The 22423-nt window shown below is 63.9% G+C and carries 22 protein-coding genes; 2 read left to right on the top strand and 20 right to left on the bottom strand.

Annotation, left to right across the window (positions count from 1 at the left end; all coding sequences use genetic code 11):
* Both AAFN84_RS00195 and AAFN84_RS00190 read right to left on the bottom strand, forming a co-directional pair.
* A complete protein-coding gene (locus tag AAFN84_RS00195; protein ID WP_347512310.1) occupies nucleotides 1-672 on the bottom strand; it encodes a 3-oxoacid CoA-transferase subunit B in 672 nt (223 codons plus the stop codon).
* Nucleotides 672-1388: a 3-oxoacid CoA-transferase subunit A gene (locus AAFN84_RS00190; protein ID WP_347512309.1), complete on the bottom strand. Its 717-nt coding sequence runs from the start codon at nucleotides 1386-1388 to the stop codon at nucleotides 672-674. The genes AAFN84_RS00195 and AAFN84_RS00190 overlap by 1 nt, the downstream gene beginning before the upstream one ends.
* Nucleotides 1389-1448: 60 nt before the next feature.
* Between AAFN84_RS00190 and AAFN84_RS00185 the strand changes: the two genes are divergently transcribed.
* Nucleotides 1449-2240, top strand: coding sequence for an IclR family transcriptional regulator C-terminal domain-containing protein (locus AAFN84_RS00185; protein WP_347512308.1), 792 nt, complete (start codon nucleotides 1449-1451; stop codon nucleotides 2238-2240).
* Between the two features lie 6 nt (nucleotides 2241-2246).
* On the opposite strand, the gene AAFN84_RS00180 is transcribed toward AAFN84_RS00185, so the two are convergent.
* The 5 genes from AAFN84_RS00180 to AAFN84_RS00160 form a co-directional block, all read right to left on the bottom strand.
* Nucleotides 2247-2486 (bottom strand): hypothetical protein, encoded by a 240-nt coding sequence (locus tag AAFN84_RS00180; RefSeq protein WP_347512307.1) that lies wholly within the window; start codon nucleotides 2484-2486, stop codon nucleotides 2247-2249.
* Between the two features lie 146 nt (nucleotides 2487-2632).
* Nucleotides 2633-3943, bottom strand: coding sequence for a xylose isomerase (gene xylA / locus AAFN84_RS00175; RefSeq protein ID WP_347512306.1), 1311 nt, complete (start codon nucleotides 3941-3943; stop codon nucleotides 2633-2635).
* Entirely contained in the window at nucleotides 3940-5394 is a 1455-nt protein-coding gene (gene xylB / locus AAFN84_RS00170; RefSeq protein ID WP_347512305.1) for a xylulokinase, read from the bottom strand. The genes xylA and xylB overlap by 4 nt, the downstream gene beginning before the upstream one ends.
* Before the next feature lie 92 nt (nucleotides 5395-5486).
* A complete protein-coding gene (locus AAFN84_RS00165; RefSeq protein WP_347512304.1) occupies nucleotides 5487-6818 on the bottom strand; it encodes a tetratricopeptide repeat protein in 1332 nt (443 codons plus the stop codon).
* 82 nt (nucleotides 6819-6900) lie between these two features.
* Nucleotides 6901-7581, bottom strand: a complete 681-nt coding sequence (locus AAFN84_RS00160) for a phosphoribosyltransferase (protein ID WP_347512303.1) — start codon at nucleotides 7579-7581, stop codon at nucleotides 6901-6903.
* An 80-nt stretch (nucleotides 7582-7661) separates the two neighbouring features.
* Here AAFN84_RS00160 and AAFN84_RS00155 point away from each other — a divergent pair, with 80 nt between their 5' ends.
* Nucleotides 7662-8837: a M20 aminoacylase family protein gene (locus AAFN84_RS00155; RefSeq protein WP_347512302.1), complete on the top strand. Its 1176-nt coding sequence runs from the start codon at nucleotides 7662-7664 to the stop codon at nucleotides 8835-8837.
* 15 nt (nucleotides 8838-8852) lie between these two features.
* Here the strand turns inward: AAFN84_RS00155 and AAFN84_RS00150 are convergent, their stop codons facing one another.
* The 13 genes from AAFN84_RS00150 to yihA all read right to left on the bottom strand — a co-directional run bounded on the left by AAFN84_RS00150 (nucleotide 8853) and on the right by yihA (nucleotide 22300).
* Entirely contained in the window at nucleotides 8853-9773 is a 921-nt protein-coding gene (locus tag AAFN84_RS00150) for a nucleoside hydrolase (protein ID WP_347512301.1), read from the bottom strand.
* Nucleotides 9770-11104 carry an amidohydrolase gene (locus AAFN84_RS00145; RefSeq protein ID WP_347512300.1) on the bottom strand — a complete coding sequence of 445 codons (1335 nt, stop codon included), beginning with the start codon at nucleotides 11102-11104 and terminating at the stop codon, nucleotides 9770-9772. The genes AAFN84_RS00150 and AAFN84_RS00145 overlap by 4 nt, the downstream gene beginning before the upstream one ends.
* Nucleotides 11105-11126: 22 nt before the next feature.
* Nucleotides 11127-12188, bottom strand: a complete 1062-nt coding sequence (locus AAFN84_RS00140; RefSeq protein WP_347512299.1) for an ABC transporter ATP-binding protein — start codon at nucleotides 12186-12188, stop codon at nucleotides 11127-11129.
* An 8-nt stretch (nucleotides 12189-12196) separates the two neighbouring features.
* Nucleotides 12197-12985, bottom strand: a complete 789-nt coding sequence (locus AAFN84_RS00135; RefSeq protein WP_347512298.1) for an ABC transporter permease — start codon at nucleotides 12983-12985, stop codon at nucleotides 12197-12199.
* A complete protein-coding gene (locus AAFN84_RS00130) occupies nucleotides 12985-13809 on the bottom strand; it encodes an ABC transporter permease (RefSeq protein ID WP_347513752.1) in 825 nt (274 codons plus the stop codon). The genes AAFN84_RS00135 and AAFN84_RS00130 overlap by 1 nt, the downstream gene beginning before the upstream one ends.
* Nucleotides 13810-13962: 153 nt before the next feature.
* The gene (locus AAFN84_RS00125; RefSeq protein WP_347513751.1) at nucleotides 13963-14943 is read right to left on the bottom strand and encodes an ABC transporter substrate-binding protein; all 981 of its coding nucleotides are present in this window, start codon (nucleotides 14941-14943) and stop codon (nucleotides 13963-13965) included.
* Nucleotides 14944-15171: 228 nt separating this feature from the next.
* A complete protein-coding gene (locus tag AAFN84_RS00120; protein ID WP_347512297.1) occupies nucleotides 15172-15429 on the bottom strand; it encodes a hypothetical protein in 258 nt (85 codons plus the stop codon).
* Nucleotides 15430-15487: 58 nt separating this feature from the next.
* A complete protein-coding gene (locus AAFN84_RS00115; protein WP_347512296.1) occupies nucleotides 15488-16774 on the bottom strand; it encodes an amidohydrolase family protein in 1287 nt (428 codons plus the stop codon).
* A complete protein-coding gene (locus AAFN84_RS00110; RefSeq protein ID WP_347512295.1) occupies nucleotides 16771-17715 on the bottom strand; it encodes an ABC transporter permease in 945 nt (314 codons plus the stop codon). Before AAFN84_RS00110 ends, AAFN84_RS00115 begins: the two co-directional genes overlap by 4 nt.
* Nucleotides 17716-17719: 4 nt before the next feature.
* On the bottom strand, nucleotides 17720-18769 hold the full coding sequence (locus AAFN84_RS00105) for an ABC transporter permease (RefSeq protein ID WP_347512294.1): 1050 nt from the start codon (nucleotides 18767-18769) through the stop codon (nucleotides 17720-17722).
* Nucleotides 18759-20282, bottom strand: coding sequence for an ABC transporter ATP-binding protein (locus tag AAFN84_RS00100; protein ID WP_347512293.1), 1524 nt, complete (start codon nucleotides 20280-20282; stop codon nucleotides 18759-18761). The genes AAFN84_RS00105 and AAFN84_RS00100 overlap by 11 nt, the downstream gene beginning before the upstream one ends.
* Before the next feature lie 177 nt (nucleotides 20283-20459).
* Nucleotides 20460-21497 carry a BMP family protein gene (locus AAFN84_RS00095; RefSeq protein WP_347512292.1) on the bottom strand — a complete coding sequence of 346 codons (1038 nt, stop codon included), beginning with the start codon at nucleotides 21495-21497 and terminating at the stop codon, nucleotides 20460-20462.
* Between the two features lie 140 nt (nucleotides 21498-21637).
* A complete protein-coding gene (gene yihA / locus AAFN84_RS00090) occupies nucleotides 21638-22300 on the bottom strand; it encodes a ribosome biogenesis GTP-binding protein YihA/YsxC (RefSeq protein ID WP_347513750.1) in 663 nt (220 codons plus the stop codon).
* Between the last annotated feature and the right edge of the window lie 123 nt (nucleotides 22301-22423).

Here is a 22423-nt window from a genome sequence, read left to right as displayed (position 1 = left end):
TCAAACCTCCGGTACGATTAGATCTTTGATGCCGCCATTGACGACCAGCTCGGCACCGGTCACGGCCTGCAGTTCCTCCAGGCTCATGCCTGCCAGCTTCTCGCGCAGCACGAAACGCTTGTCGACGATGTCGATGACCGCGAGGCTGGTATAGACGGTCGTCACGCAGCCCACGCCGGTCAGCGGCAGGGTGCAAGCCTTCACCAACTTGGGTTCGCCCTTCTTGGTGACATGGTCGGTGACGACCCAGATCTGCTTAGCTCCGTGGACCAGGTCCATCGCGCCGCCCACGGCGGGAACCGACCCCGGCCCTGTGCTCCAGTTGGCGATGTCGCCATTTTCCGCAACCTCGTAGGCGCCGAGCACGGCGATATCGAGATGGCCACCGCGCACCATGGCGAAGCTGTCGGCGTGATGGAAGAATGCCGCACCTGGATTCAGTGTAACAGCCTTCTTGCCGGCATTGATGAGATCCCAGTCTTCCTGTCCGGCCGGTGGAGCCTCGCCGAAATCGAGAATGCCGTTTTCGGTATGGTAGATCACCTCGCGCCCGTCGGGTTTGAACTTGGCGATCATCTCCGGAAAGCCGATGCCGAGATTGACATAGGCATCGTCAGGAAGGTCCTGCGCGGCGCGCCACGCGATCTGGGCGTTGGAGAGTTTGTCGGCCATCACTTCGCTCCCTCGCGCAACAATGCTTCTTCCTGCTTCGGCTCGGCAACTTCCACGATGCGGTCGACGAAGATGCCAGGCGTGACCACATGCTCTGGATCGATGCCGCCGGGCTCGAGGATTTCGCTCGCCTGTACGATCGTCATGGTCGCGGCAGTCGCCATCAGCGGCGAGAAGTTACGTGCGGCCATATGATAGGTGAGATTGCCCTTGCGGTCGGCGAGCTGCGCCTTGATCAGCGCCACATCCGCCTTCAGCCAGCGTTCCTGCACATAATGCTTGCCGTCGAATTCCGCGATCGGCTTGCCGTCCGCCACCTGCGTGCCGTAGCTCGAGGGTGTGTAGAATGCCGGAATGCCGGCTCCGGCGGCGCGAATGCGCTCTGCCAGCGTGCCCTGCGGGACCAGTTCGAGGCCGATCTCTCCAGCCAGGTATTTGTCGGTAAACGCCTTGGGGTCGCTCGAACGCGGAAACGAGCACACCATCTTGGCCACCATGCCGGCATAGATCATCGCCGCGATGCCGACCGCACCGTTGCCGGCATTGTTGTTGATGATCGTCAGCGAACCAGGCGAGCCCGTCTTCTTGTAGCGGTCGATCAGGGCGTCGATCAGTTCGATCGGGGCGCCCGCCCCGCCGAAACCGCCGATCATCACCACCATGCCGTCCTGGATATCCGCGACCGCAGCCTCGATGCTCTGGCAGACCTTGTTCATTTTCGCTCCCATCAAAAGTTCGCATTGCGAACATTTGTTCTGTATGCGATACATGCCTAGATGAACTCGCCCCTTGAGTCAATCGAACCCGCCGCCGGCCGCGATCAGGTCGGCTCGCTCACGCGCGGCCTTCAGGTGATGGAAATCCTGGCCGCACACCCGCAGGGACTGACGCTTACAGAGACCGCAGAAAGAGCTGGGCTAACCCGTGCCGGAGCGCGCCGCTTCCTGCTTACCCTCGTCGGCAGCGGTTACGCGGTGCAGGACGGCAGGCGTTTCCTGCTTTCGTCTCGACTGATTGCTGTTGCGCGATCGTGGATATCCGGCTCGACGTTGTGGACCTATGCGGAGCCGTTCATGCGTGCGGTTTCGCAAAAGCTCAATGAATCGTGTTCAGCGGCGATTCTCGCAGACGAGGATGTGGTCTACGTCGCCCGCGTCGCCGGCCGGCGCATCGTCTCGGTAGGACTGCACGTTGGCACACGGCTTCCGGCATACTGCACGTCGATGGGGCGCGTGCTGCTCAGCGACCTCACCCCGCAAGCACTGGATGCGTTTCTGGCCAGGGCCACCATACGCCCGAATACGCCGAAGACGATCACCGATACCGTCACGCTGGCGCGTCTCGTTTCGGAAGCTCGGCTGCAGGGTTTTGCCATGGTCGATCAAGAACTGGAGCTTGGTCTGCGGTCGATCGCGGTGCCGGTCCGGGACCGGTCGGGCAGCATCGTCGCTGCGATCAACGTCTCAACGCAGTCGGCGCGGTTTTCCGTATCCGAGATGGAGAAGGAGTTCCTGCCGCATCTGAAAGAGGCGGCCGCAGCCATCGAGGACTATTTCGTCGTTCAGTAAACATGGTCACGCCGCGTCCCTCGAAGCGTCGTCCTTGGCGATGACCTCGCGCATGCGCCGCGCCAACGCCGCCTGGAACCCACCGGACAGGGCATGGCGGGCATCGGCCGGGCCGTCATGGCGTGCACTCTCGTCTGCGAGCGTCAGAAGCGCGTCGACGAATGAGCCTTCGCCGGGCGCCAGCAGCGCCTCGACGATCGCGTCGTCCCGCGGCTCGATGGCCGTGTTTGGTTGATCCCGTTCCATGACGCAAGGATAGCGCATCAGCCATGACGCGACGAAGACAGAACCGCGGCAAAGCCGAGGCGGTTCGGAGACTTTTCGTTCCCGATCCGCCCAATTGGTAAACGACGGTTGCGCGTCCCTACATTGATCGCGCCAAAAGCCGCCGGTCAGACGTAGCGATTGACCACGTTCTCCAGCCACTCCTGCCGGCCGGATCGCGGCTGCGGCTCGGTTCCCTTCGACAGCACGCGTTCCGAAATCTGATCCAGCGTGCGTTCGCCGGCAAGCATTGCCTTGGCCTCGCTGTCTTCCCAGCCGGCGTAGCGCTTCTCCAGCGGCTCGATCAGTGCCTTTTCCTCGATCATCTTGGCGGCAGCCTTGAGCCCGCGCGCGCAGCAGTCGATGCCGCCAACATGCGCGGCCAGCAGGTCTTCCGGATCGAGCGACTGGCGGCGAAGCTTGGCGTCGAAATTCGTCCCGCCCGTCTTGAACCCGCCGCCGAGCAGAATCTGGTAATAGGCCAGCGCCATTTCCGGTACATTGTTGGGGAACTGGTCGGTGTCCCAGCCGGACTGGTAGTCGTTGCGGTTCATGTCGATCGAACCGAAGATGCCGAGCGCATTGGCCAGCGCCAGTTCGTGCTCGAAGGAATGGCCGGCGAGGATCGCGTGGCCCTGCTCGATATTGACCTTCACCTCGCCTTCGAGACCGAAATCCTTGAGGAAACCGTAGACGGTCGCGACGTCGTAATCATACTGGTGCTTGGTCGGCTCCTGCGGCTTGGGCTCGATCAGTATGGTGCCGTCGAAGCCGATCTTCTTTGCGTAGTCCACGACCATCGAAAGAAAGCGGCCCGCCTGCTCGCGCTCGCGCTTCATGTCGGTGTTGAGCAGGGTCTCGTAGCCTTCGCGTCCGCCCCACAGCACGTAGTTTTCGCCGCCAAGCCGCTTTGTGACATCGACGCAGCTTTTCACCGTCGCGGCTGCATAGGCGAAGACGTCCGGGTCCGGGTTTGTCGCGGCACCCGCCATGTAGCGCCGGTGCGAAAACAGGTTTGCCGTGCCCCATAAAAGTTTCGTCCCGGTGGTCTCCATCTTGCCGCCGAAATAGTCGGCGATCTCGTCGAGCCGGGCGATGCTCTCCTTCAGCGTCTCGCCTTCCGGGCGCACGTCCGCATCGTGGAAGCAGAAGTAAGGCGTGCCGAGCAGCGAGAACATCTCGAAGGCGACGTCTGCCTTCAACCGCGCAAGTTCCATCGTATCGCCGAACCACGGCCGGTCGAACGTCTGGCCGCCGAACGGGTCGCCGCCCGGCCACGCGAAGGAATGCCAATAGGCAACGGCAAAGCGCAGATGGTCCTCGAGCCGCTTGCCCATCACGACCTCGTCGGGGTCGTAGAAACGATAGGCCAACGGGTTCGTGCTTTCGGAACCCTCGAATGTGACGGACTTGATGTCGCCGAAGAAACCGGTGCTCACGATGAAACTCCTTTGATGGCAGGGTACAGCGCGCGATAGCGTTCATAGGCATCGCCGTAGGCAGCTGCGAGCGCGCTGTCGGGCTCGATGCTCTCGGCCGTCGCGGGCGGCGTGCAGACCGCGATCGGATCGGCGTTCTCGGAGGCGATCAGGCCAAGGCGCGCGGCGCCGAACGCCGCTCCAAAATCGCCGTCGGCTGGGATCTCGACCGCGATGTCCAGCGCCGTGGCGATTGCCCTGAGCCAGTAGCGGGACCGCGAGCCGCCGCCGATCGCCGTAACGGCCCTCAACTCGGTCCCCGCGGCTCTCAGCGCTTCGAGGTTGTCGCGAAAGGCGAATGCGACACCTTCGAGCACGGCCTGGGTCAGCGATTCGCGGCCGGATTGATGGGCGAGGCCCACAAACGCGCCGCGGATCGATGCGTCGTTGTGCGGGGTGCGCTCGCCGGAAAGATACGGAAGAAAGGTCACCGCTGACGGCGGGCGCAGCGTGTCACCGAGCTCGCCGGTCAGGTCGCCCGCGCTCTTGCCGGTTATGTCCTCGAGCCAGTTCAGGGAATCGGTTGCTGAAAGAATGACACCCATCTGGTGCCATGCGTTCGGCAAGGCGTGGCAGAAGGCATGGACAGCACTTTCAGGATTCGGAAGGTAGCTGGCATTGGCCGCAAACAGCACGCCCGAGGTGCCCAGCGAGACGAAGGCCTGGCCGGCGCGAACGGTGCCCATGCCGCAGGCGGATGCCGCGTTGTCTCCCGCACCGCCGGCGACAACGACACCGCCTCCCATGCCCCAGCGCGCGGCGAGGTTTCCCTTCAGCGTTCCGGCCCGATCCGTGCCTTCCACGAGAGAGGGCATGTGGGAGACGTCGAGGTCGGTCGCCGCCAGGAGATCGTCGGACCATGTCCGGCTCTCGACATCGAGCCACGCCGTTCCGGCCGAGTCCGACATTTCGGAAATGAACTCGCCGGTCAGCCAGAGACGCAGATAGTCCTTCGGCAGAAGAACTTTCGCGACGCGTCCGAAGATGTCCGGCTCGTTGTCCCTTACCCAGGCGAGCTTTGGCGCAGTGAACCCCGGGAAGACGATGTTGCCGGTGATCGCGCGAAATCGCGGGTCGGCATCGAGCGTTGCGGCCTGGCGATGACTGCGCGTGTCGTTCCACAGGATGCAGGGTCGCAGCACCTCCCCGCCCTTGCCCAACAGCGTCGCGCCGTGCATCTGGCCGGAAAGGCCGATCCCCCTGACCGCCGCCAGATCCCTGGCATGGGAGAGCCTGAGCGCGTCGAGGGCTTCTTCCGTAGCGCGAATCCAATGCGCCGGGTCCTGCTCGGACCACCCGTCATGCGGGCGCGACACGTCGAGCGATCCGGTTGCGGACGCGATGGGCCGCTGATCGTCATCGATCAGCAGCGCCTTGACGCCGGACGTGCCGAGGTCGAGCCCGAGATACATATGAACGCTCCTCCCGAGCGGACTTCTAGGGTCCGCAACAGGAGCACCTTAGCGCAATTTCGATTTATTTCGCAATCCGCAAAAAATCGAATCTAGTGCGTTGGGGTTGCCGCGAGTCCTGCGCGCCGGGCAATAAGGTGCGAGAACGGGCTGTCTGGCCGTGCGTCCCTGCGCTCCGCAGCCAGCGCTGCCGCCAGAGCGGAATTGCCGGAACGCAGGCTCGCCTCGATCAGGGTCAGGTCGATCACGTCGCGCTGGGCATGGCTGCCGCCGAAGCGGTGGGCAATGGCCCTTATCGGCTTGAGGAGCCGCACTGTCTCGGCATGGTCGCCATTGCCGAACGCGAGGATCGCACGCGCCACCGGCGCGCCGACGTCGCGCGTGAACGCCGCATTGTCGCTCACACCAGCGATCGCCTCGTCCTGCGCGGCAAGCAGCCGTTGCGCGAGATCGATGCGGTTCGCGCCGACGAACGCCATCATCGCATGGGCGTCGTTGAAGGCATAGTTGGCCGCGTCCGCATGCGGCTTCCAATTGTCCGCAACCGCATGCCAGCGGTCCCCGACATCGACATCTGCGAGATGCAGCCGCCAGAGGATCGCCGAGGCATCGACCATGTTGAGCGCAACGGTCGATCGGTCTCCGAAGATGGGCCCGTCATAGAGTGCCAGCACCTCGTCTGTCTCGCCGAGTTCGAAATGATAAAGCGCCAGGTGCCACCAGTTGTGGACCTGGAGAAAACTCTCCTTCGTCCAGTTATCGGTGTTGGCGCGCATCCATGCGATGCCGTCCCGCTGCCGGCACTGCATTTCCATGACATGGGCGACTGCATGCTGCGCCCAGCCGTCGCGCGGCTCCAGTTCGATGGCACGCCGCCCCTGCGCTTCCGCGCGGGCATAGTCGGCGGTCTCTTCCAGGCCGAACGCATGCATGCCGAGTATCGCATGGTAGCCGGGCATCGCTCCGTCCCACGCCGGGAGCGCCCGCGCGATACGGTCGCGCAGCAAGCGCGCATTGCCTGTGAAGAAATCGATCTGGTGCCCGGCCTGCAACGCCAGCGCGTCGCGGGGATGGTCGATGGTCAGGTCTTCGAGGATTGCCGAGGCCCGATGCCAGTTTCCTGCGGCCAACGCGACCAGTGCGGCGACATGGCGTGCCTCGCGCTCGGTTGCCGGAAGCAGGCGTGCCGCCTCGAAACAGGCCTGTGTTACGGGCACCGCGGGCCGCTCCGTCGACAACCCGTAGAGATAGCCCTTCAAGACGTGCGCCATCACGAACGCCGGGTCGGCTCCGACCGCCTTGTCCAAGGCCGCGATGGGATCTCCGACGAAGCGCTGCAGGCCGCGCAGGGCTTCGCCATACAGGTCCAGGCTTTTCACGCTGGCGCCGGAGACGGCAAGGCCGAGATTGTCGGTGAGAGCCAAGGAGTACTCCTGTGCGCGGACTGAAAGACGAAGCCTACAGGATCGCCCGCCCTCGTTCCATGGTTATGTCGCGAGGTCAGTTCTATGCGGCATCCGGCCGCCACCGCCCGTCAGCCTCGCGCTTCAACAAAGGGGTCTCGATTGCCCCTCGGACGGAAACACCGGCCGCTTGGGCCTCCCATTTCCGTCCCTGCACCATTGCGACCACGACCGCCTCCGGCGACAATCCCGCCTTACGCAGCAGCCGCAGCACGGAGGCGAGTGATGCGCCGGTGCTGACCACATCGTCGACCAGCGCGAAGCGGCGTCCCTCCAGCAGCGGCAACATGCGCGGGTCGAGATAAATGCGCTTCTCCCCACCAGGCGTGGTGATCGACTTCAGCGGCTCCGAGAGATCGTCATCGTACCAGAACTTGCGCGACGTCCCCAGCGCCACCATGCGGGTGTGGCCGAGCCTGCGGGCGACATTGGCCGCCAGCGGCAGCCCGAGCGTCGGAACGCCGACGATCACATCCGGCGCAAACGCGCGCGCATGCTCAGCCATCGCCGCCCCCAGCGCATCTTCGACAGCAAAACTCGCCTGGTTGATGATCAGCGAGGCGACGGCGCGATCGGCTCCGCCCGGCAGCACGCGGATCGGCAAAGCAAGCTGCCGCCCATCGTGAAACAGCGCCGGGTAAAGATCGACAAACCCCGCTTCGGGATCGGGTGAGAAGGTGCCCGGAGCATGAATTTCCTGCCAGAACTGATGCGGGGCGAGCATGGGCGTCTTGCTTTCGGAAGTGAAACGGGCGAGTCCGTTGGCCTCGCCCTTTCTACCCTTGTGACCGGACCTGTCCAGACATGGCGGAAATTCTCGACCAGACCGAACTCGACGCGTTGATCGCCCTTCGCCGCGATCTCCATGCCCATCCCGAACTTGGCTTCGAAGAAGTGCGCACCAGCGCCATCGTGAAACGTTTCCTCGCTGAATGCGGCATCGAGGTTCACGATGGTCTCGGCAAGACCGGCGTGGTCGGGACGCTCAAGCTCGGCAATGGCACCAGCACGATCGCGCTGCGTGCCGACATGGACGCGCTGGCCATGCCGGAGATGGCGGAAGATCGCTCCTACAGATCAACCGTTCCAGGCAAGATGCATGCCTGCGGACACGACGGTCACACGGTGATGCTGCTTGGCGCCGCCATGGCGCTCGCGCGCCGGCGCGCGTTCTCCGGCACCGTACATTTCGTCTTCCAGCCTGCAGAAGAAGGACGCGGCGGCGCACAGGCGATAGTCGACGATGGGCTCTTCCAGCGCTTCCCTATCGACCGCTTCTATGGGCTCCACAACATGCCTGGCATCGCCATCGGCGAGATGGCGGTCGTTCCCGGCCCGCAGCTTGCGTCATCTGACCGCTGGGAGGTGGTCTTCAAGGGCGTCGGCACGCATGGCGCAAAGCCGCATCTGGGTCTTGATCCCTCGGTGGCTGCCGGCCAGTTCCTGAGCGCGATCCACACCATCGTCTCGCGCAATGTCGATCCGGTGGAAGCCGCCGTCGTCAGCGCCTGCGCCATTTCGGCGGGTGACTTCAACGCACTCAACGTCATCCCCGACGACGTGCGCATCGGCGGCACGGCGCGAGCCTACAGCCATGCGGTGCGAGACATGCTGGAAGCGCGGATCGGTGAACTCGCGCGCGGTATCGCCGCGGCAGCCGGCATCGGCGTGTCCTATGAGTATCGTCGCGGCATGCCCCCGGTGATCAACGACGCGGACACGACGATCCGCGCCACGGAGGCCGCGCGTGCCGCTCTTGGCGAGACACAGGTGATGACGCAATATCCGCCGTCCACCGCCGGTGACGACTTCGCGATATTTTCAGGTCTTGTCCCCGGCGCCTATGTCTGGCTCGGCAACGGGCCGGCACAAGACGGCGCGCTTCACCACAATACCCGCTACGACTTCAACGACGCCGCGATCGAACCGGGCATACGGTTCTGGACCACGCTGGTAGAGCGGGAATTGCAGGCGGGATAACCCGCCGCACAACCGTCACCCGCCCGACAGCCGCCGCGCCAGAAGGCCGAGTGCCGCATCCGCGTCGACCTTCATTGTCACGTCGAGCAGAACACCGTCTTTGTCGTCGATCACCAGTGCGCCGACGTCGTCGTCGGTTTCAAGCTCGACGGCAATCGGCAGGCGCTCCAAGGTGAAAAGCGCGGGGCTTTCAGCATAGAGCATCACGCAAGGATCGTGCAGCGGACGGCTCTCTCGACCGGACGAGGATTGGAAATAGGCGTCCACGAGATCGGCCGACGCGACGGCAGCCGGCACCCCGGTCTCGCGCAGTCCGGCCGTCCACGAGCGTGATGCGCGCACCTTGCGCGTCACGTCGAGCGGGACCAGCACGGTCGCAATGCCTGCGCGAAACACGATGTCGGCGGCCTCGGGATCGGCGGCGATGTTGAACTCGGAGCGGGGACCGACATTGCCGGGCTCATCGATCGCACCGCCCATGACGATGAGCCGGGCCATGCGCGCCGCAGCCTCTGGATGGTCCAGCACCAACCGCGCGATATTTGTCAGCGGCCCGAGTGCAAGAATGGTCAGCGACATTGCGGACTCCCGCAGGAGCAGGTCCGCCAGCCATTCGACCGCATCGGCATGCGGCGGCACTGCGGGTTCGGGAAAGCTGACTCCGCCCAGTCCGTCATCGCCGTGAATGTCGATCGTGTCGAACCCGGCCCGAGACAGCGGCGCCGCCGACCCGGCCACCACGGGTATGTCGGAGCGGCGGGCATGCGCGAGGATGCGCCCGGCATTACGGGTCGTGACGTCGATGCCGATATTGCCCGCCACCGTCATGATTCCGACGATGTCGAAGGCGGGTGACGACAGCGCATGCAGGATCGCCACCGCGTCGTCGAGGCCGGGATCCGTGTCGATTACCGCGCGGATGACTGCATCGCTCATGGCGCACCGTCTCCGGTTTCATCGATCCGTGTCATTTCCGCCTTGAACTGCGCCGCGACCTGCAGGGCATCGCGCAACACCTTCCTGCGTTCGAGCGTGACCACCTCGCGGCCACGCATCAGCCACTGGCCGGCGACCATGACGTCGCGAACGTCTCCCGGCATCGTGGCGAACACCAGTGTCGAATAGTGATCGTAGATCGGCTGCATGCGCGGCGCGGAAAGATCGATCCGGATCAGGTCCGCCTGTTTGCCGGCCTCCAGCGAGCCGATGTGCTCATCCATTCCGAGCACCCTGGCACCCTCCATGGTCGCCATGCGGATCACCTCCTTCGCCGGCATCGGCTTGCGGCTGCGGCCCAGCAGCTTCTGGAACATCGACACCGGAGCGAATTGCGAGAACAGGTCGAGCGTGTTGCCGCTCATTGCGCCGTCGGTGGCAATACCAACGGGAATGCCTGCCTTGCGCATTGCCTCGACGGGCGCGATACCGCGTCCCGCCTTGCCATTCGACCGGGCATTATGCGCCACGCCGACCCCGGCACGCGCCATCATCTCGATCTCGCGATCATTGACTTGCAGGCAATGTGCGCAGATCAGGCCCTTGCGCAGCAAGCCCGTCCTTTCAACGAGCTCGACGGGACGCAGGCCATGATTGCTCGCGCACCACTCCATTTCCGAATCCATTTCCGCCAGATGGATCTGCGCGGGTATTCCCGGATGGTCGTCGGCCCACCTTGCAACGCGGTGCATCACCGACATGCCGGTTGAATACGGCGCGTGCGGCGCGATGGAAGGCGTAACGCGCGGATGGCCGGAAAACTCGGACACCAGGGCGTCCGTCAGCGCGAAACCCTCGTCGATCGTCCTGTGGTCCGGCGGATCGAAATCGGCGATGGTCTGGCCCACGACACCGCGCATTCCGGCCTCGGCAACCACCTGCCCGACCTGCCTCTCGAAGTAGTACATGTCCGCGACGGTGGTCACGCCGCCCTCGATCATTTCCAGCGCTGCCAGCGCCGTCCCCGCGCGCACCATCTCCGGCGTGACGAATTTGCGCTCCAGCGGCAGGATGTAACGGAAGAGCCGGTCGTCGACATCCTCGCCAAGGCCCCGGAACAGCGTCATCGCCATGTGGCAATGCGGGTTGACCATGCCGGGCATCACGACATCACCGCCGACATCGATGATTTCGGCGTCCGGAAGGTCTGGCGCCGGCCCACTGCCGGTAGCGGTGATGGTGGCCCCGTCCACCTGGATCCAGCCGTTCCCCAGCACCGGCATGTCCGGCGTGCAGGGGAGAAGCGTGGCGTTGTGGATCAGGATGGTCATGCGGGCCGCATCTGCCGCGCGCTCATTCCGGCCCCAGCACGCAGCACTGGTCCAGCATTGGCACCAGCCGCGCCGTGGAGCCCGGCTCCAAAGGCGCCGAAAGGGGGCCGTTGGCGATAATCGGGCCAGCGGCCGTCTCGCACTGATACTGGTAGGCACGGCCGAGATAGGTGCGCAGGCCAAGCGTGGCGGGGATGCCTTGCGCGTCGGGATCCGCGGTGACCAACAGGCCGTCGGCGCGTGTTGCCAGCACGAACTCGTCCGGTACGCCGCCAAATCGTCCAACCGGCAGCGACAGGGCGACCCCGCCCGGCGCCTGCGCCGTCACCATTTCGCCCTCTCGCGCCGTCACCTGCATCGGCACGAGATTCTCGAAGCCGACGAAGCGCGCAACGAAGGCATTGGCCGGCTGCTGGTAGAGCACCTCCGGCGTATCAAATTGCATGATGCGCCCCTGATGCATGATCGCGACACGATCGGAGATCGAGAACGCCTCCTCCTGGTCGTGCGTGACGTAGACCGCGGTGGTGTTGTTGGCGCGCTGCAGCTTGCGGATCTCCACCCGCATGTCGACGCGCAGCTTGGCGTCAAGGTTCGACAGCGGTTCGTCGAACATCAGCAGCGGCGGCTCGATGACGAGCGCGCGGGCGAGCGCCACACGCTGTTTCTGCCCACCTGAAAGCGCACCGGGAAGCCTGTCGGCAAGCTGGTCGAGGCCGACGCGCTCCAGCATGGCCCGCGCGCGCTTGTCGCGTTCGCTCGCCGCGATGCCGCGCTGCTTGAGGCCGAAAGCGACATTGTCGAGCACCGAGAGATGCGGGAAAAGCGCATAGTTCTGAAAGACCAGGCCGATATGGCGCTTGTAGGCGGGCAGCCTGGTCAGGTCGGAATCGCCAAGCCGGATCGCGCCTTCGGTCGGCTCCAGAAAACCGGCGATGAGCCGCAACGTCGTCGTCTTGCCGCAGCCCGACGCACCCAGCAAAGAGACGAGTTCGCCTGCGCCGACATTCAGCGAGAGGTCGTCCAGCACCTTGGTCGTGCCGTAGTGGGCGGTCAGATGTTCGACGGTGAGCGGAGCGGTCATGGCAATTTCTACTTGGCGAGGAACGTCAGGCCCAGCGTCCGCTCGACGATCGCCATCACGGCGACGGTGAGCATCATCAGCAGCACCGAGACCGACGCGATGACCGGATCGAAGAACTGCTCGACATGGGCGAGAATCTGGATGGGCAGGGTGGAAACACCCGGGCCGGTGAGGAAGAGCGATACCGACACGTCATTGATCGACGTGATGAAGGCGAGGATGAACGCCGCTATCACGCCCGATCGGACGTTGGGCAGCACGATGGTGAAGAAGGTCTTGAGCGGACGGCTGCCAAGGCTGATTGCCGCTTCCTCGATGGAAAAATCGAAAGATGCGAGGCTGGCGGAAATGACGCGCACGCAATAGGGCAGCACCAGCAGCGTATGTCCGATCAGCAGCGTCAGGAAAATTGGCGCCGATTGCCCCACAGCCACCGAACGCAGCAGCGAGAAGCCGAGCACGATCTCGGGCACCAGGATCGGCAGCACGAACAGCGTCGACAGCCAGGCCGGAAGCTGGATGCGATAGCGATTGAGCGCGTAGGCCGCCGGAATCCCGATGGCCAGCGCCAACGCGGTGGCGAGAAACGCGATCTGGATGCTGGTGACGATCGTCCGGCGAAATGCGCCGATCTCGAAGATGCGTTCGAACCAATGCAGCGTCAGCCCCTGCGGCGGAAACGTCAGATACGTCGTGTCGGACAGCGCGGCGCCGAACACGATGACCAGCGGCCCCATCAGGAAGAGGTAGACGATGACGGCGAAGCCGATCAGTGCGGGGTGCAGGCGCGTGGTCATCAGGTCGTCATCGGGTTGAGACGGCGGGCGACGCGCGTCATGAGGAGAACGATGGCAACGGTGACGACGACCATGATCGCCGCGATCGTCGAGGCCGTGACCCAGTCGAAGGCGACCATCGCCTGCTGGTACATCAGCGTACCCATCACCATCTGGCTTTCGCCGCCCAGGAGCTGCGGCGTAGCGTACGAAGTGAAGGAGCCGGTGAATACGAGCACCGCGCCGACGATCAGGCCCGGCACCGCCAGCGGGAACACCACCTGCCGGAAGGTCGCGGACGGGGATGCCCCGAGCGACGCCGAAGCCTGGATCAGGTCGTCTGGGATGTTTTCAAGAACGCCGACGAGTGTGAGCACCATAAGCGGCACGAACAGATAGACCATCGCGACGATCACCGACCCCTGCGTATAGAGCATGGAGAACGGCTCGTCGGTGACCCCAATCGAGATCAGGAAATTGTTGAGGATGCCATTGCGGCCGAGGATGATCAGCCACGCGAAGGAGCGGACCACGACGCCCGTCAACAGCGGAAACACGGCGGCGATGATGAGCAGGCTCTTGATGCGCCCGGGCGAGCGGGCCACGACATAGGCCGTGAGGAAGCCGACCACCAGCGATATGGCGGTCGTCGCCAACGCGATCTGCAGCGTGCGCCACAGCACCGTGCGCCGGAAGCCACTGGAGAAGAAGTCGGTGTAGGGCGCAAGCAGTCCCGCCGATTCCATGAAGGTCGCCGTGATCGTCGCCGCGACCGGCAGGACGAGAAACACCACGACCAGAATGGTGGCTGGCGTCGAGAGCGTCCAGCCGGCGAAGCGGTTCAGCACTGCGGTTTTTTCCCTTGGATCATCACTCGTCCCGGGCCTGCGGATCGAAAACGGCGTCGTTCATCCTGCGAGGCTCGCCTCGAAGGATGAACGACCCAGCAGCGGCGCGAGGGGCGCGACCGGCCTTGCCGAACGAGCCCCTCTCCAGTCCTACATGCCGAAGATTTCGTTCCAGCGATCCACCCAGGCGTTCTTGGCGGCGTTCATCTTGGAGTAGTCGACGCGCTGCAGCCCGTCCACCATTTCCTGGCCATATGTCCACTGCGCCGCTTCCTCGGGCGTCAGTTCCACCGAGGTCGCCACCGGCGCATCGACACCGTTCTTGGCGAGCGTCGCCTGCAGTTCCGGATCGAGGATGAAATTGATGAACTCGTGCGCGAGATCGACATTAGCCGCGCCGGTCGGGATGTTGACCGTGTTGAGGGTCGCGATCGCTCCATCTTCGAGATCGGCCCAGACCACGGTGGGCACAGCGGCCTGAAGCTGGCCGAGCGCGAAGTCCTGCGCCAACGACACGCTGATCTCACCGGTGGAGAACAGGTTGATCATTTCCGAACCGGTGTTGTAGTTCTTCACAACATTCGGCTTGATCGCCTCGATCTCGGCGAAGGCCGGATCGGCGTCGTCGAATGCGTTGGTGCCAGCCTTCTCGCCGGCGATCATGACGACCATCGGGCCGGCCGTAGTGGTGATGCCCGGCAGCGACAACTGGCTTGCCAGATCCTCACGCCACAGATCAGACCACTTGGTGATCGCGGGATCGACTTTTTCGGAATCGTAGACGATGCCGACGCGGCCGATCGTGTAGGCCGGGCCGTATCCGCCTTGCGGATCCTGCGCCAGCGGATAGAGACCCTCGATGTTGGGAACCTTGGAGCGGTCGATCTTCTGGAACAGGCCCTCCTCGATGCCGAGCTGCGAGAAGGAATCCGTCAGGTAGATGACGTCCACGCCGGCGCCGCCACGGATCTTCACCTTGTTGAGGCGGTCGGCATTGTTGCCGGTTTCGAACACCAGTTCACAACCGCACTGCTCCTGGAATGGCTGGACGATGTACTGGTCCAGCTTTTCGCCGTTGAACCCCCACCAGGAAATGGTCAGCGTCTCGGCCTGAGCCGACGCGACAGACATCGCCAGGCCGGACGCGGCGGCCAGGATCGTGTTACGCACAATATTCATTTGAAGCCTCTCTTGCATGGCCTTGGGTGGACCGTTCCCAAGCCGCCTTGTGACAAAAGCTTATTTTCGATGCTTGGGGGCCGCAAGCCCAAACAATGGGCAAGAGCGCATCATCACGTGCTCATGCCCAGAAAAAGCACCGCCAGACCGCTTCCCCAGCGGCATGCCGTGGTGGTCCCGTCAGTCGCGACGCCGGAGCGGCACCGGACGGTAGACGACGATCGGGCGGCTTCTCTCGAAGGACGCCATGCTGGCACGGCGCTCGGCCCTGCGGTCGAGCTCGATGCGCTGGAGGCATTCGGCGAAGGCCTCGCTGCCGTTTCGGAACCCGTAGTCGGAGCAAACCGCCTCATCGGCCGCCCTGCGCTCTTCCGGGGTCATCGTCGTGCAACCGGCCATCACGGAAAGGAGAAATATTGCGGGGATTGTCGGTCTCATCGCAGACTCGTCATGTCTCGTGTGGATGCAGGGGAAGATCGAGCGAGGCAAGCCTATGTCAAGTGCCAGGCAACCGATGCCGCCGATGCACGCGGTCCGGACGCCCCGGCAACGACAGCGCCATGTCGCGACGCGGCCGCGAGGCGACCAGCTTGCCCTTTGCAATGACCGCCACCCGCTCGGCACGCAGGCGGATCGACTCGACCGGGGTTCCCGCATCGAGCACCACGATACTGGCGGTCTTGCCCACGTCGAGGCCGAGATGATCGAGCCCCATGATGGCGGCACTGCTGGTGGTGACCATGTCGAAGCAGCGGCGCATCTCGGCGGGGCTCGTCATCTGCGCCACATGCAGCGCCATGAACGCGACGTCGAGCATGTCGGCGGTGCCCAGCGAGTACCAAGGGTCGAGCACGCAATCCTGCCCGAAGCCGACCCGGATGCCGTGTTTCAGCATCTCGGGAACGCGTGTCATGCCTCGCCGCTTCGGATAGGTGTCGTGGCGCCCCTGCAGGACGATGTTGATGAGCGGGTTGGGGATCGCCGAAACCTGCGCCTCGGCGATAAGCGGCAAGAGCTTCGACACATAGTAATTGTCCATCGAATGCATCGACGTCAGATGCGAGCCTGCCACCATTCCCTGGAGGCCGAGGCGCTGCGTCTCATAGGCAAGTTGCTCGATGTGACGCGACAGCGGATCGTCGCTTTCGTCGCAATGCATGTCGACCATCAGGCCGCGATCCGCCGCAAGCTCGCACAACTCCGTAACCGAACGCCGGCCATCCTCCATGGTGCGCTCGAAATGCGGGATGCCGCCGACGACGTCGACGCCCATGTCTAGCGCTCGGATCGTATTGGCCTTCGCGGTCGGATCCCGAAAATATCCGTCCTGCGGGAAGGCGACCAGTTGCAGGTCGAGATAGGGCGCAACCTGCTTCTTGACCTCCAGCAGCGCCTCTACGGCCAGGAGCCTGTCGTCGCACGTGTCGACATGGGTACGAATGGCGAGCAGGCCCATCGAGACGGCCCAGTCGCAATAAGCAAGCGCGCGCTCCTTGACCGCCTCATGGGTGAGAAGCGGCTTCAGTTCGCCCCACAGCGCGATGCCTTCCAGCAGCGTGCCGGACGCATTGATGCGCGGCATCCCGTAGGAAAGGGTCGCATCCATGTGGAAATGCGGATCGACAAAGGGCGGCGAAACGAGGCAGTCGGTAGCATCGACGATCTCGCCCGCGTCTGCGGTGATGCTCGGTTCAATCGCTGCGATCTTATCTCCGGAGATGCCGATATCGGCGCGTCGGCCATCCGGCAGAATGCCGCTCTTGACGATCAGGTCGAAGCTCATCTCTCACCTTTCTGGTAGGGGATCATCAGCGCCTTCGGATAGGCCGCGCGTCGCGACATGACGACGAGCGCGAGAATCGACAGCACGAACGGCATCATCAGGAACAGCTGGTAGGGAACCGCGCCGCCGGTGATCTGCTGCAGGCGCACCTGATAGGCGTCGAACGCGGCGAAAAGGACCGCGCCGAGAAGCGCCTTGCCGGGCCGCCACGAGCCGAACACGACGAGCGCGATGCAGATCCAGCCGCGACCGTTGATCATCTCGAAGAAGAACGAATTGAATGCCGACATCGTCAGGAATGCGCCGCCGATCGCCATCAGCGCGCTGCCGGCCATGACTGCACCCATGCGGATCGCCGTGACGCTCATGCCCTGAGCCTCCACCGCAGAGGGGTTCTCGCCGGCCGCACGCACTGCCAATCCGAGCGGCGTGCGGTAGAGAACCCAAGCGACGATGGCGACCGTGGCAAAAGCGAAGTAGGTCAGCGGCGTCTGGTTGAACAGCGCTGGACCGACCAGTGGTATTTCGGACAGCATCGGAACAGGCAGAGGCTGGAAAGGCTCTATGCGCGGCGGCGACGTCACCTCCGGGAGGACGATGCGATAGGTGAAATAGGTGAGGCTGGTCGCCAGCAGCGTGATGCCGATGCCCACGACATGTTGCGAAAGGCCGAGCGGTACGGTCAGCGTGCCGTGCAACAGCCCGAACGCCGCACCCGCGAGCGCCGCTGCGGCCACGCCGAACCAAAGATCGCCGCCGAGATAGACCGTCAGCCAGCCGGCGAACGCACCCGCGACCATGATGCCTTCGATGCCGAGATTGAGCACGCCGGCGCGCTCGCAGATCAACTCGCCCATCGTGGCGAAGATCAGCGGCGAGGCAATGCGGATCGCCGCGACCCAGAACGAAGCGGTGAACAGAATCTCGAACGCTTCGATCATCGCCTCACCGCCATCTCACCCGAAACCGCGTCATCATGATTGCCACCACCATCGTCAGGAGCGAGGTCGCCACCATCACATCGGCAATGTAGGAAGGCACGCCGACGCTGCGGCTCATGGCATCGGCGCCGACGAAAATGCCGGCCACGAAGATCGCGGCGAGCACCACGCCGAGCGGATTGAGCATCGCCAGCATGGCAACGACGATGCCGGTGTAGCCAAAGCCCGCCGACAGATCGAGCGTCAGGTTGCCCTTGAGGCCGGCGACTTCCGAAAAGCCGGCGAGCGCGGCAAGGCCGCCTGAAAGCAGCGCCGTCTTCATCAGCACCATGTTCACCGGGATGCCGGCAAACCGCGACGCTTCCGGGTTGTGTCCCACCGCGCGCATCTCGTAACCGAGCGTCGTCTTCTTCATGACGAACCAGACGCTGAAGGCGGCGACCAGCGCGATGACGAACCCCAGGTGCAACCGCGTGCGCGGCACCAGCTTGGGCAACTGCGCATCCGAAATCACGCGTTGCGACTGCGGCCATCCCATGCCCATCGGGTCCTTCAGGACGCCCTCGAGAAGCATCGACACAAACAGCAGCATGATAAAGTTGAGGAGCAGCGTGGTGACGACCTCATCGACCCCGAAACGCGTCTTCAGGATCGCGGGTCCAAGCAGCAGGAGACCGCCGGCCAGCATCGCGGCCACCATGATCACCGGAATGAGGATCGGAGACGGCAACGGCAGGGCTCCTGTCCCCAGCACCACGGTGACGATGGCACCGGCATAGAGTTGCGCCTCCGCACCGATGTTCCAGAGCTTGGCGCGAAAGGCGACCGCAACGGCGAGCCCGGTAAAGATCAGCGGGGTGGCGCGCGTCAGCGTCTCGAGCAGCGCGAACTGCGAACCCGCCGCACCCTGCACGACGAGAGAAAATACCGAGAATGGCGAGGCTCCAGCGAGCATCACCAGGACGGAGGCGATGAGGAAAGTTGCAACGATGGCGCCCACCGGATAGGCGAGTGTCACCGCCAGCGAGGGCGCGGGCTTTGCCTCAAGCCGCATCGGCCGCCGCCTCCAGTCCGTGGCCAGCCATCAGTTCTCCCAATTGCTGCATCGTGCGCTCGCCTCGCGCCGAAGCGCTCGAAAGCCTGCCCTTGAACATCACCCTCACTTCATCCGACAGCGCGAGGATTTCGTCGAGATCCTCGGAGATGAGAAGGATTGCCGCGCCCCTCGCCCGCGCCTCCAACAGCCGATTGTGCACATAGGCGACCGCACCGACATCGAGTCCCCGCGTCGGCTGGTTGGCAAGAATGATGACCGGGTCGGGGTCGAGCGCCCTCCCCAGGATGAGTTTCTGCATGTTGCCGCCGGAAAGGAGGCGGATGCGGGCATTTGGCGAGGGGCATTTCACGTCATAGTCGCGGATCAACTCTTCCGCGAAGCTACGCGCCGCAGCCCAGTTCATCAGCCCACTCCGGCTGAAGCGCTTTGAGCCGTATCGCTCGGCGATGACGTTCTCCATCACGCTCATGTCGGCGATGGAACCTACGGCGTGGCGATCCTCGGGAATTCGGGCGATGCCCTTTTCGAGCGCCTTGCGCGGCGACCAGTCGGAAACCGTTTCACCCCCGATGCGGATAGCCCCCGACACCGGCTTGTCCGTGCCGGCAAGCAGTGCCGCGAGTGCAGCCTGTCCATTGCCGGAAACCCCCGCAAGGCCGGTTATGACCCCGCCATGCAGCGCCATCGAAACCTGATGAAGCGCGCCACCGCCGCCGCGCGCCGTCGATACATCATGCAGCGCAAGAACTTCGGGGCCGCGCGACACCGGCGCCACCGTGGGTGCCACCACCTCCTGCCCCACCATTAGCGCAGCGAGATCCTGTCGCGTTGCGCCGCTGGTTGCCCGCGCCCCGGCGAGCTTGCCGCCACGCAGCACGACGACGCGGTCGCTCACGGCCATCACCTCGTGCAGCTTGTGCGAGATGAAGATGATCGACAGGCCCCTGGCAACGAGCATTTTCAGCGTCTTGAACAGCGCCTGCGCTTCGAGAGGCGACAGCACGGCGGTCGGTTCGTCGAGGATGAGGATCTTGGCATCGCGAAACAACGCCTTGAGGATTTCGACGCGCTGGCGTTCGCCCACAGAAAGCGCTGAAACGGCACGGTCCGGCTCCACGACAAGGCCGAAATCCTGCGACAACTGGCGGATGCGTGTTCGCGCGCCGGCGCGATCGAGCCGCCACGACCAGGCGCTCCGGGTTCCAAGCACGATGTTCTCCAGCACCGTCATGTTGTCGGCCAACGTGAAATGCTGGTGGACCATGCCGATCCCGGCTTCCAGTGCCGCCCGCGGATCTCCCGGTGGCAGTTGCCGCCCGAACGCCTCGACACTGCCCTCGTCGGCGACATAGTGGCCGAAGAGAATGTTCATCAGCGTGGTCTTGCCGGCGCCGTTCTCGCCAAGCAGCGCGACCACTTCACCCGCATTCAGGTCCAACGAGATCGAATCGTTGGCCACCAGCGGGCCGAACCGCTTCGTGACGTTGGAGATGCGAAGAACGGTCTGCATGGCTGTCTGATCGGGTTGGAGCGGATTCCCTCCCCGTTTGGGGGAGGGTTACCTAACGAGGAGAGGCGGGTCAGCGCCGGGGGCTCTTTCGCCCTCGGCACCCATTAATCGCCCAAAGAGTGGAATTCACCCCACGCGGCCCGGGCCACCCTGCCCTCAACGGCGAGGGATCGGCGATCAGTTCGATGTCGGCTCCTCGTCGTTGATCTCGACGACGAACGTGCCCGCCTTGATGGCGGCTTCCTTGTCGGCGACCATCGCCTTGATGTTGTCGGGCACCTTGTCCTCGAACGTACCCAGCGGCGCGAGCGAGCACCCACCCTCCTTCATGAACGAATAGACGCCATAGTCCGCCGCCGTGAAGGTACCGGCCTTCACCTCGGCGATCGCCTTGTCGAGCGTCGGCTCGAAATGCCAGATCGCCGACGCGACCACCGTCTCGGGATAATCCGCCTGCGTGTCGATGACGTTGCCGATCGCGAGAACGCCACGTTCCTGGGCGGCATCGGAGACGCCAAAACGCTCAGCATACATCACGTCCGCGCCGGCATCGATCTGGGCGAAGGCTGTTTCCTTTGCCTTGGGCGGGTCGAACCATGAGCCAATGAACGCAACCTGGAACTTGGCTTCCGCCGCGACCTCGCGCACACCGGCCATGAAGGCGTGCATCAGCCGATTCACCTCGGGAATCGGATAGCCGCCGACCATGCCGAAATTCTTGCTCTGCGACATCGCCCCCGCGATGATGCCGCTGAGATAGGATGCGTCCTGGACGTAGTTGTCGAAGGGCGCGAAATTCGGAACCTCGGGGTCTTCCTTGAAGCTCGAGCCCATCAGGAAGGCAACGTCCGGATAGTCGCGCGCCACGTCGCGGGCAGCCTGCTCGACACCAAAGACCTCGCCCAGGATGAGCTTGTGGCCAGCCTCGCAATATTCGCGCATCACGCGCTCATAGTCGTTGTTTGCCGTGTTTTCCGAGTAGACGTATTCGATGTCGCCACGTTCGACGGCGGCATTGGCAGCGAGGTGGATGCGGCTCACCCATTGCTGCTCCGTTGGCACTGTGTAGACAGCGGCGACCTTGAGCTTCTCCTGGGCGAAGAGGCGCACCGGCAATGCGGAGGTCGCGGCGAGCGCGGCCCCCGTGCCCGCCGTCTTCAGAAGGGTGCGGCGCGAAACCGCCAATCTGCTGGAATTGCTGGAAAGAATAGGCATTTGGCCACCTCTGGCAGGTACGAGTTGTTGTTGCGATCCCGTCCGTTTTTTATCGTTTGGTCAAAGCTAGGCGAAATCCGCGTTACCAGCAATTGGCCGGCATGGACTTTGCCCAGTTTAACGTCGGCCGCAGATTGGCATCACCCGCCACTGACCACGAGCGCGATCGCCTCGCGCAACTCGTCGAGCCCCTCCGTTTTCTCCGACGAGGTCGCCAGGATCACCGGAAACGCCGCGGGGCGCTTCTTCACCTTCTCCGCCGTCTCCGCCATCAGGCGCGGCAGGCCCGCCACCTTGATCTTGTCCGTCTTGGTCAGCACGATCTGGTAGGAAACGGCTGCCTTGTCGAGCAGCGCCATGACGTCCTCGTCATTCGCCTTGATGCCATGGCGAGAGTCGATCAGAAGATAGACGCGCTTGAGGGTGACCCGGCCTTTCAGATAGTCGAAGACCAGCTTGGTCCAGGCGTCGACCTGCGACTTCGGTGCCTGCGCATAGCCATAGCCGGGCATGTCCACCAGCGCCATTGGCGGCAGGTCGCCAGCCTCGCCGGAATAGCCATCGGGCACGAAATAGTTCAGTTCCTGGGTGCGGCCCGGCGTGTTGGACGTACGCGCCAGCCCCTTCTTGCTCACCAGCGCATTGATCAACGACGACTTGCCGACGTTGGAACGGCCCGCGAAAGCGATCTCCGCCGGTCCTTCAGGCGGCAGGAATTTCATCGACGGCACGCCGCGAATGAATATCCATGGGCGCTGGAACAGCGTTCGGGCGCCTGCCGTCGCTTGCGTTTCAGCCGTCATATCAGCCATTGCGTCATTCCTTCCAAGACAATGCGACGGTTTCGATGCGTCGTCCCCTGCCGTCAGCCTTGCCTACCATGCCATAGCGTGAAATCGCCGGATACGAAGAAGGCCCGCAAGGCG

Origin of the sequence: Mesorhizobium sp. CAU 1741 (genome assembly GCF_039839275.1) — a bacterium.
Classification (GTDB): domain Bacteria; phylum Pseudomonadota; class Alphaproteobacteria; order Rhizobiales; family Rhizobiaceae; genus Aerobium.
The sequence above is the reverse complement of the archived record's forward strand: the minus strand, read 5'-3'. Positions and strand labels throughout refer to the sequence as shown.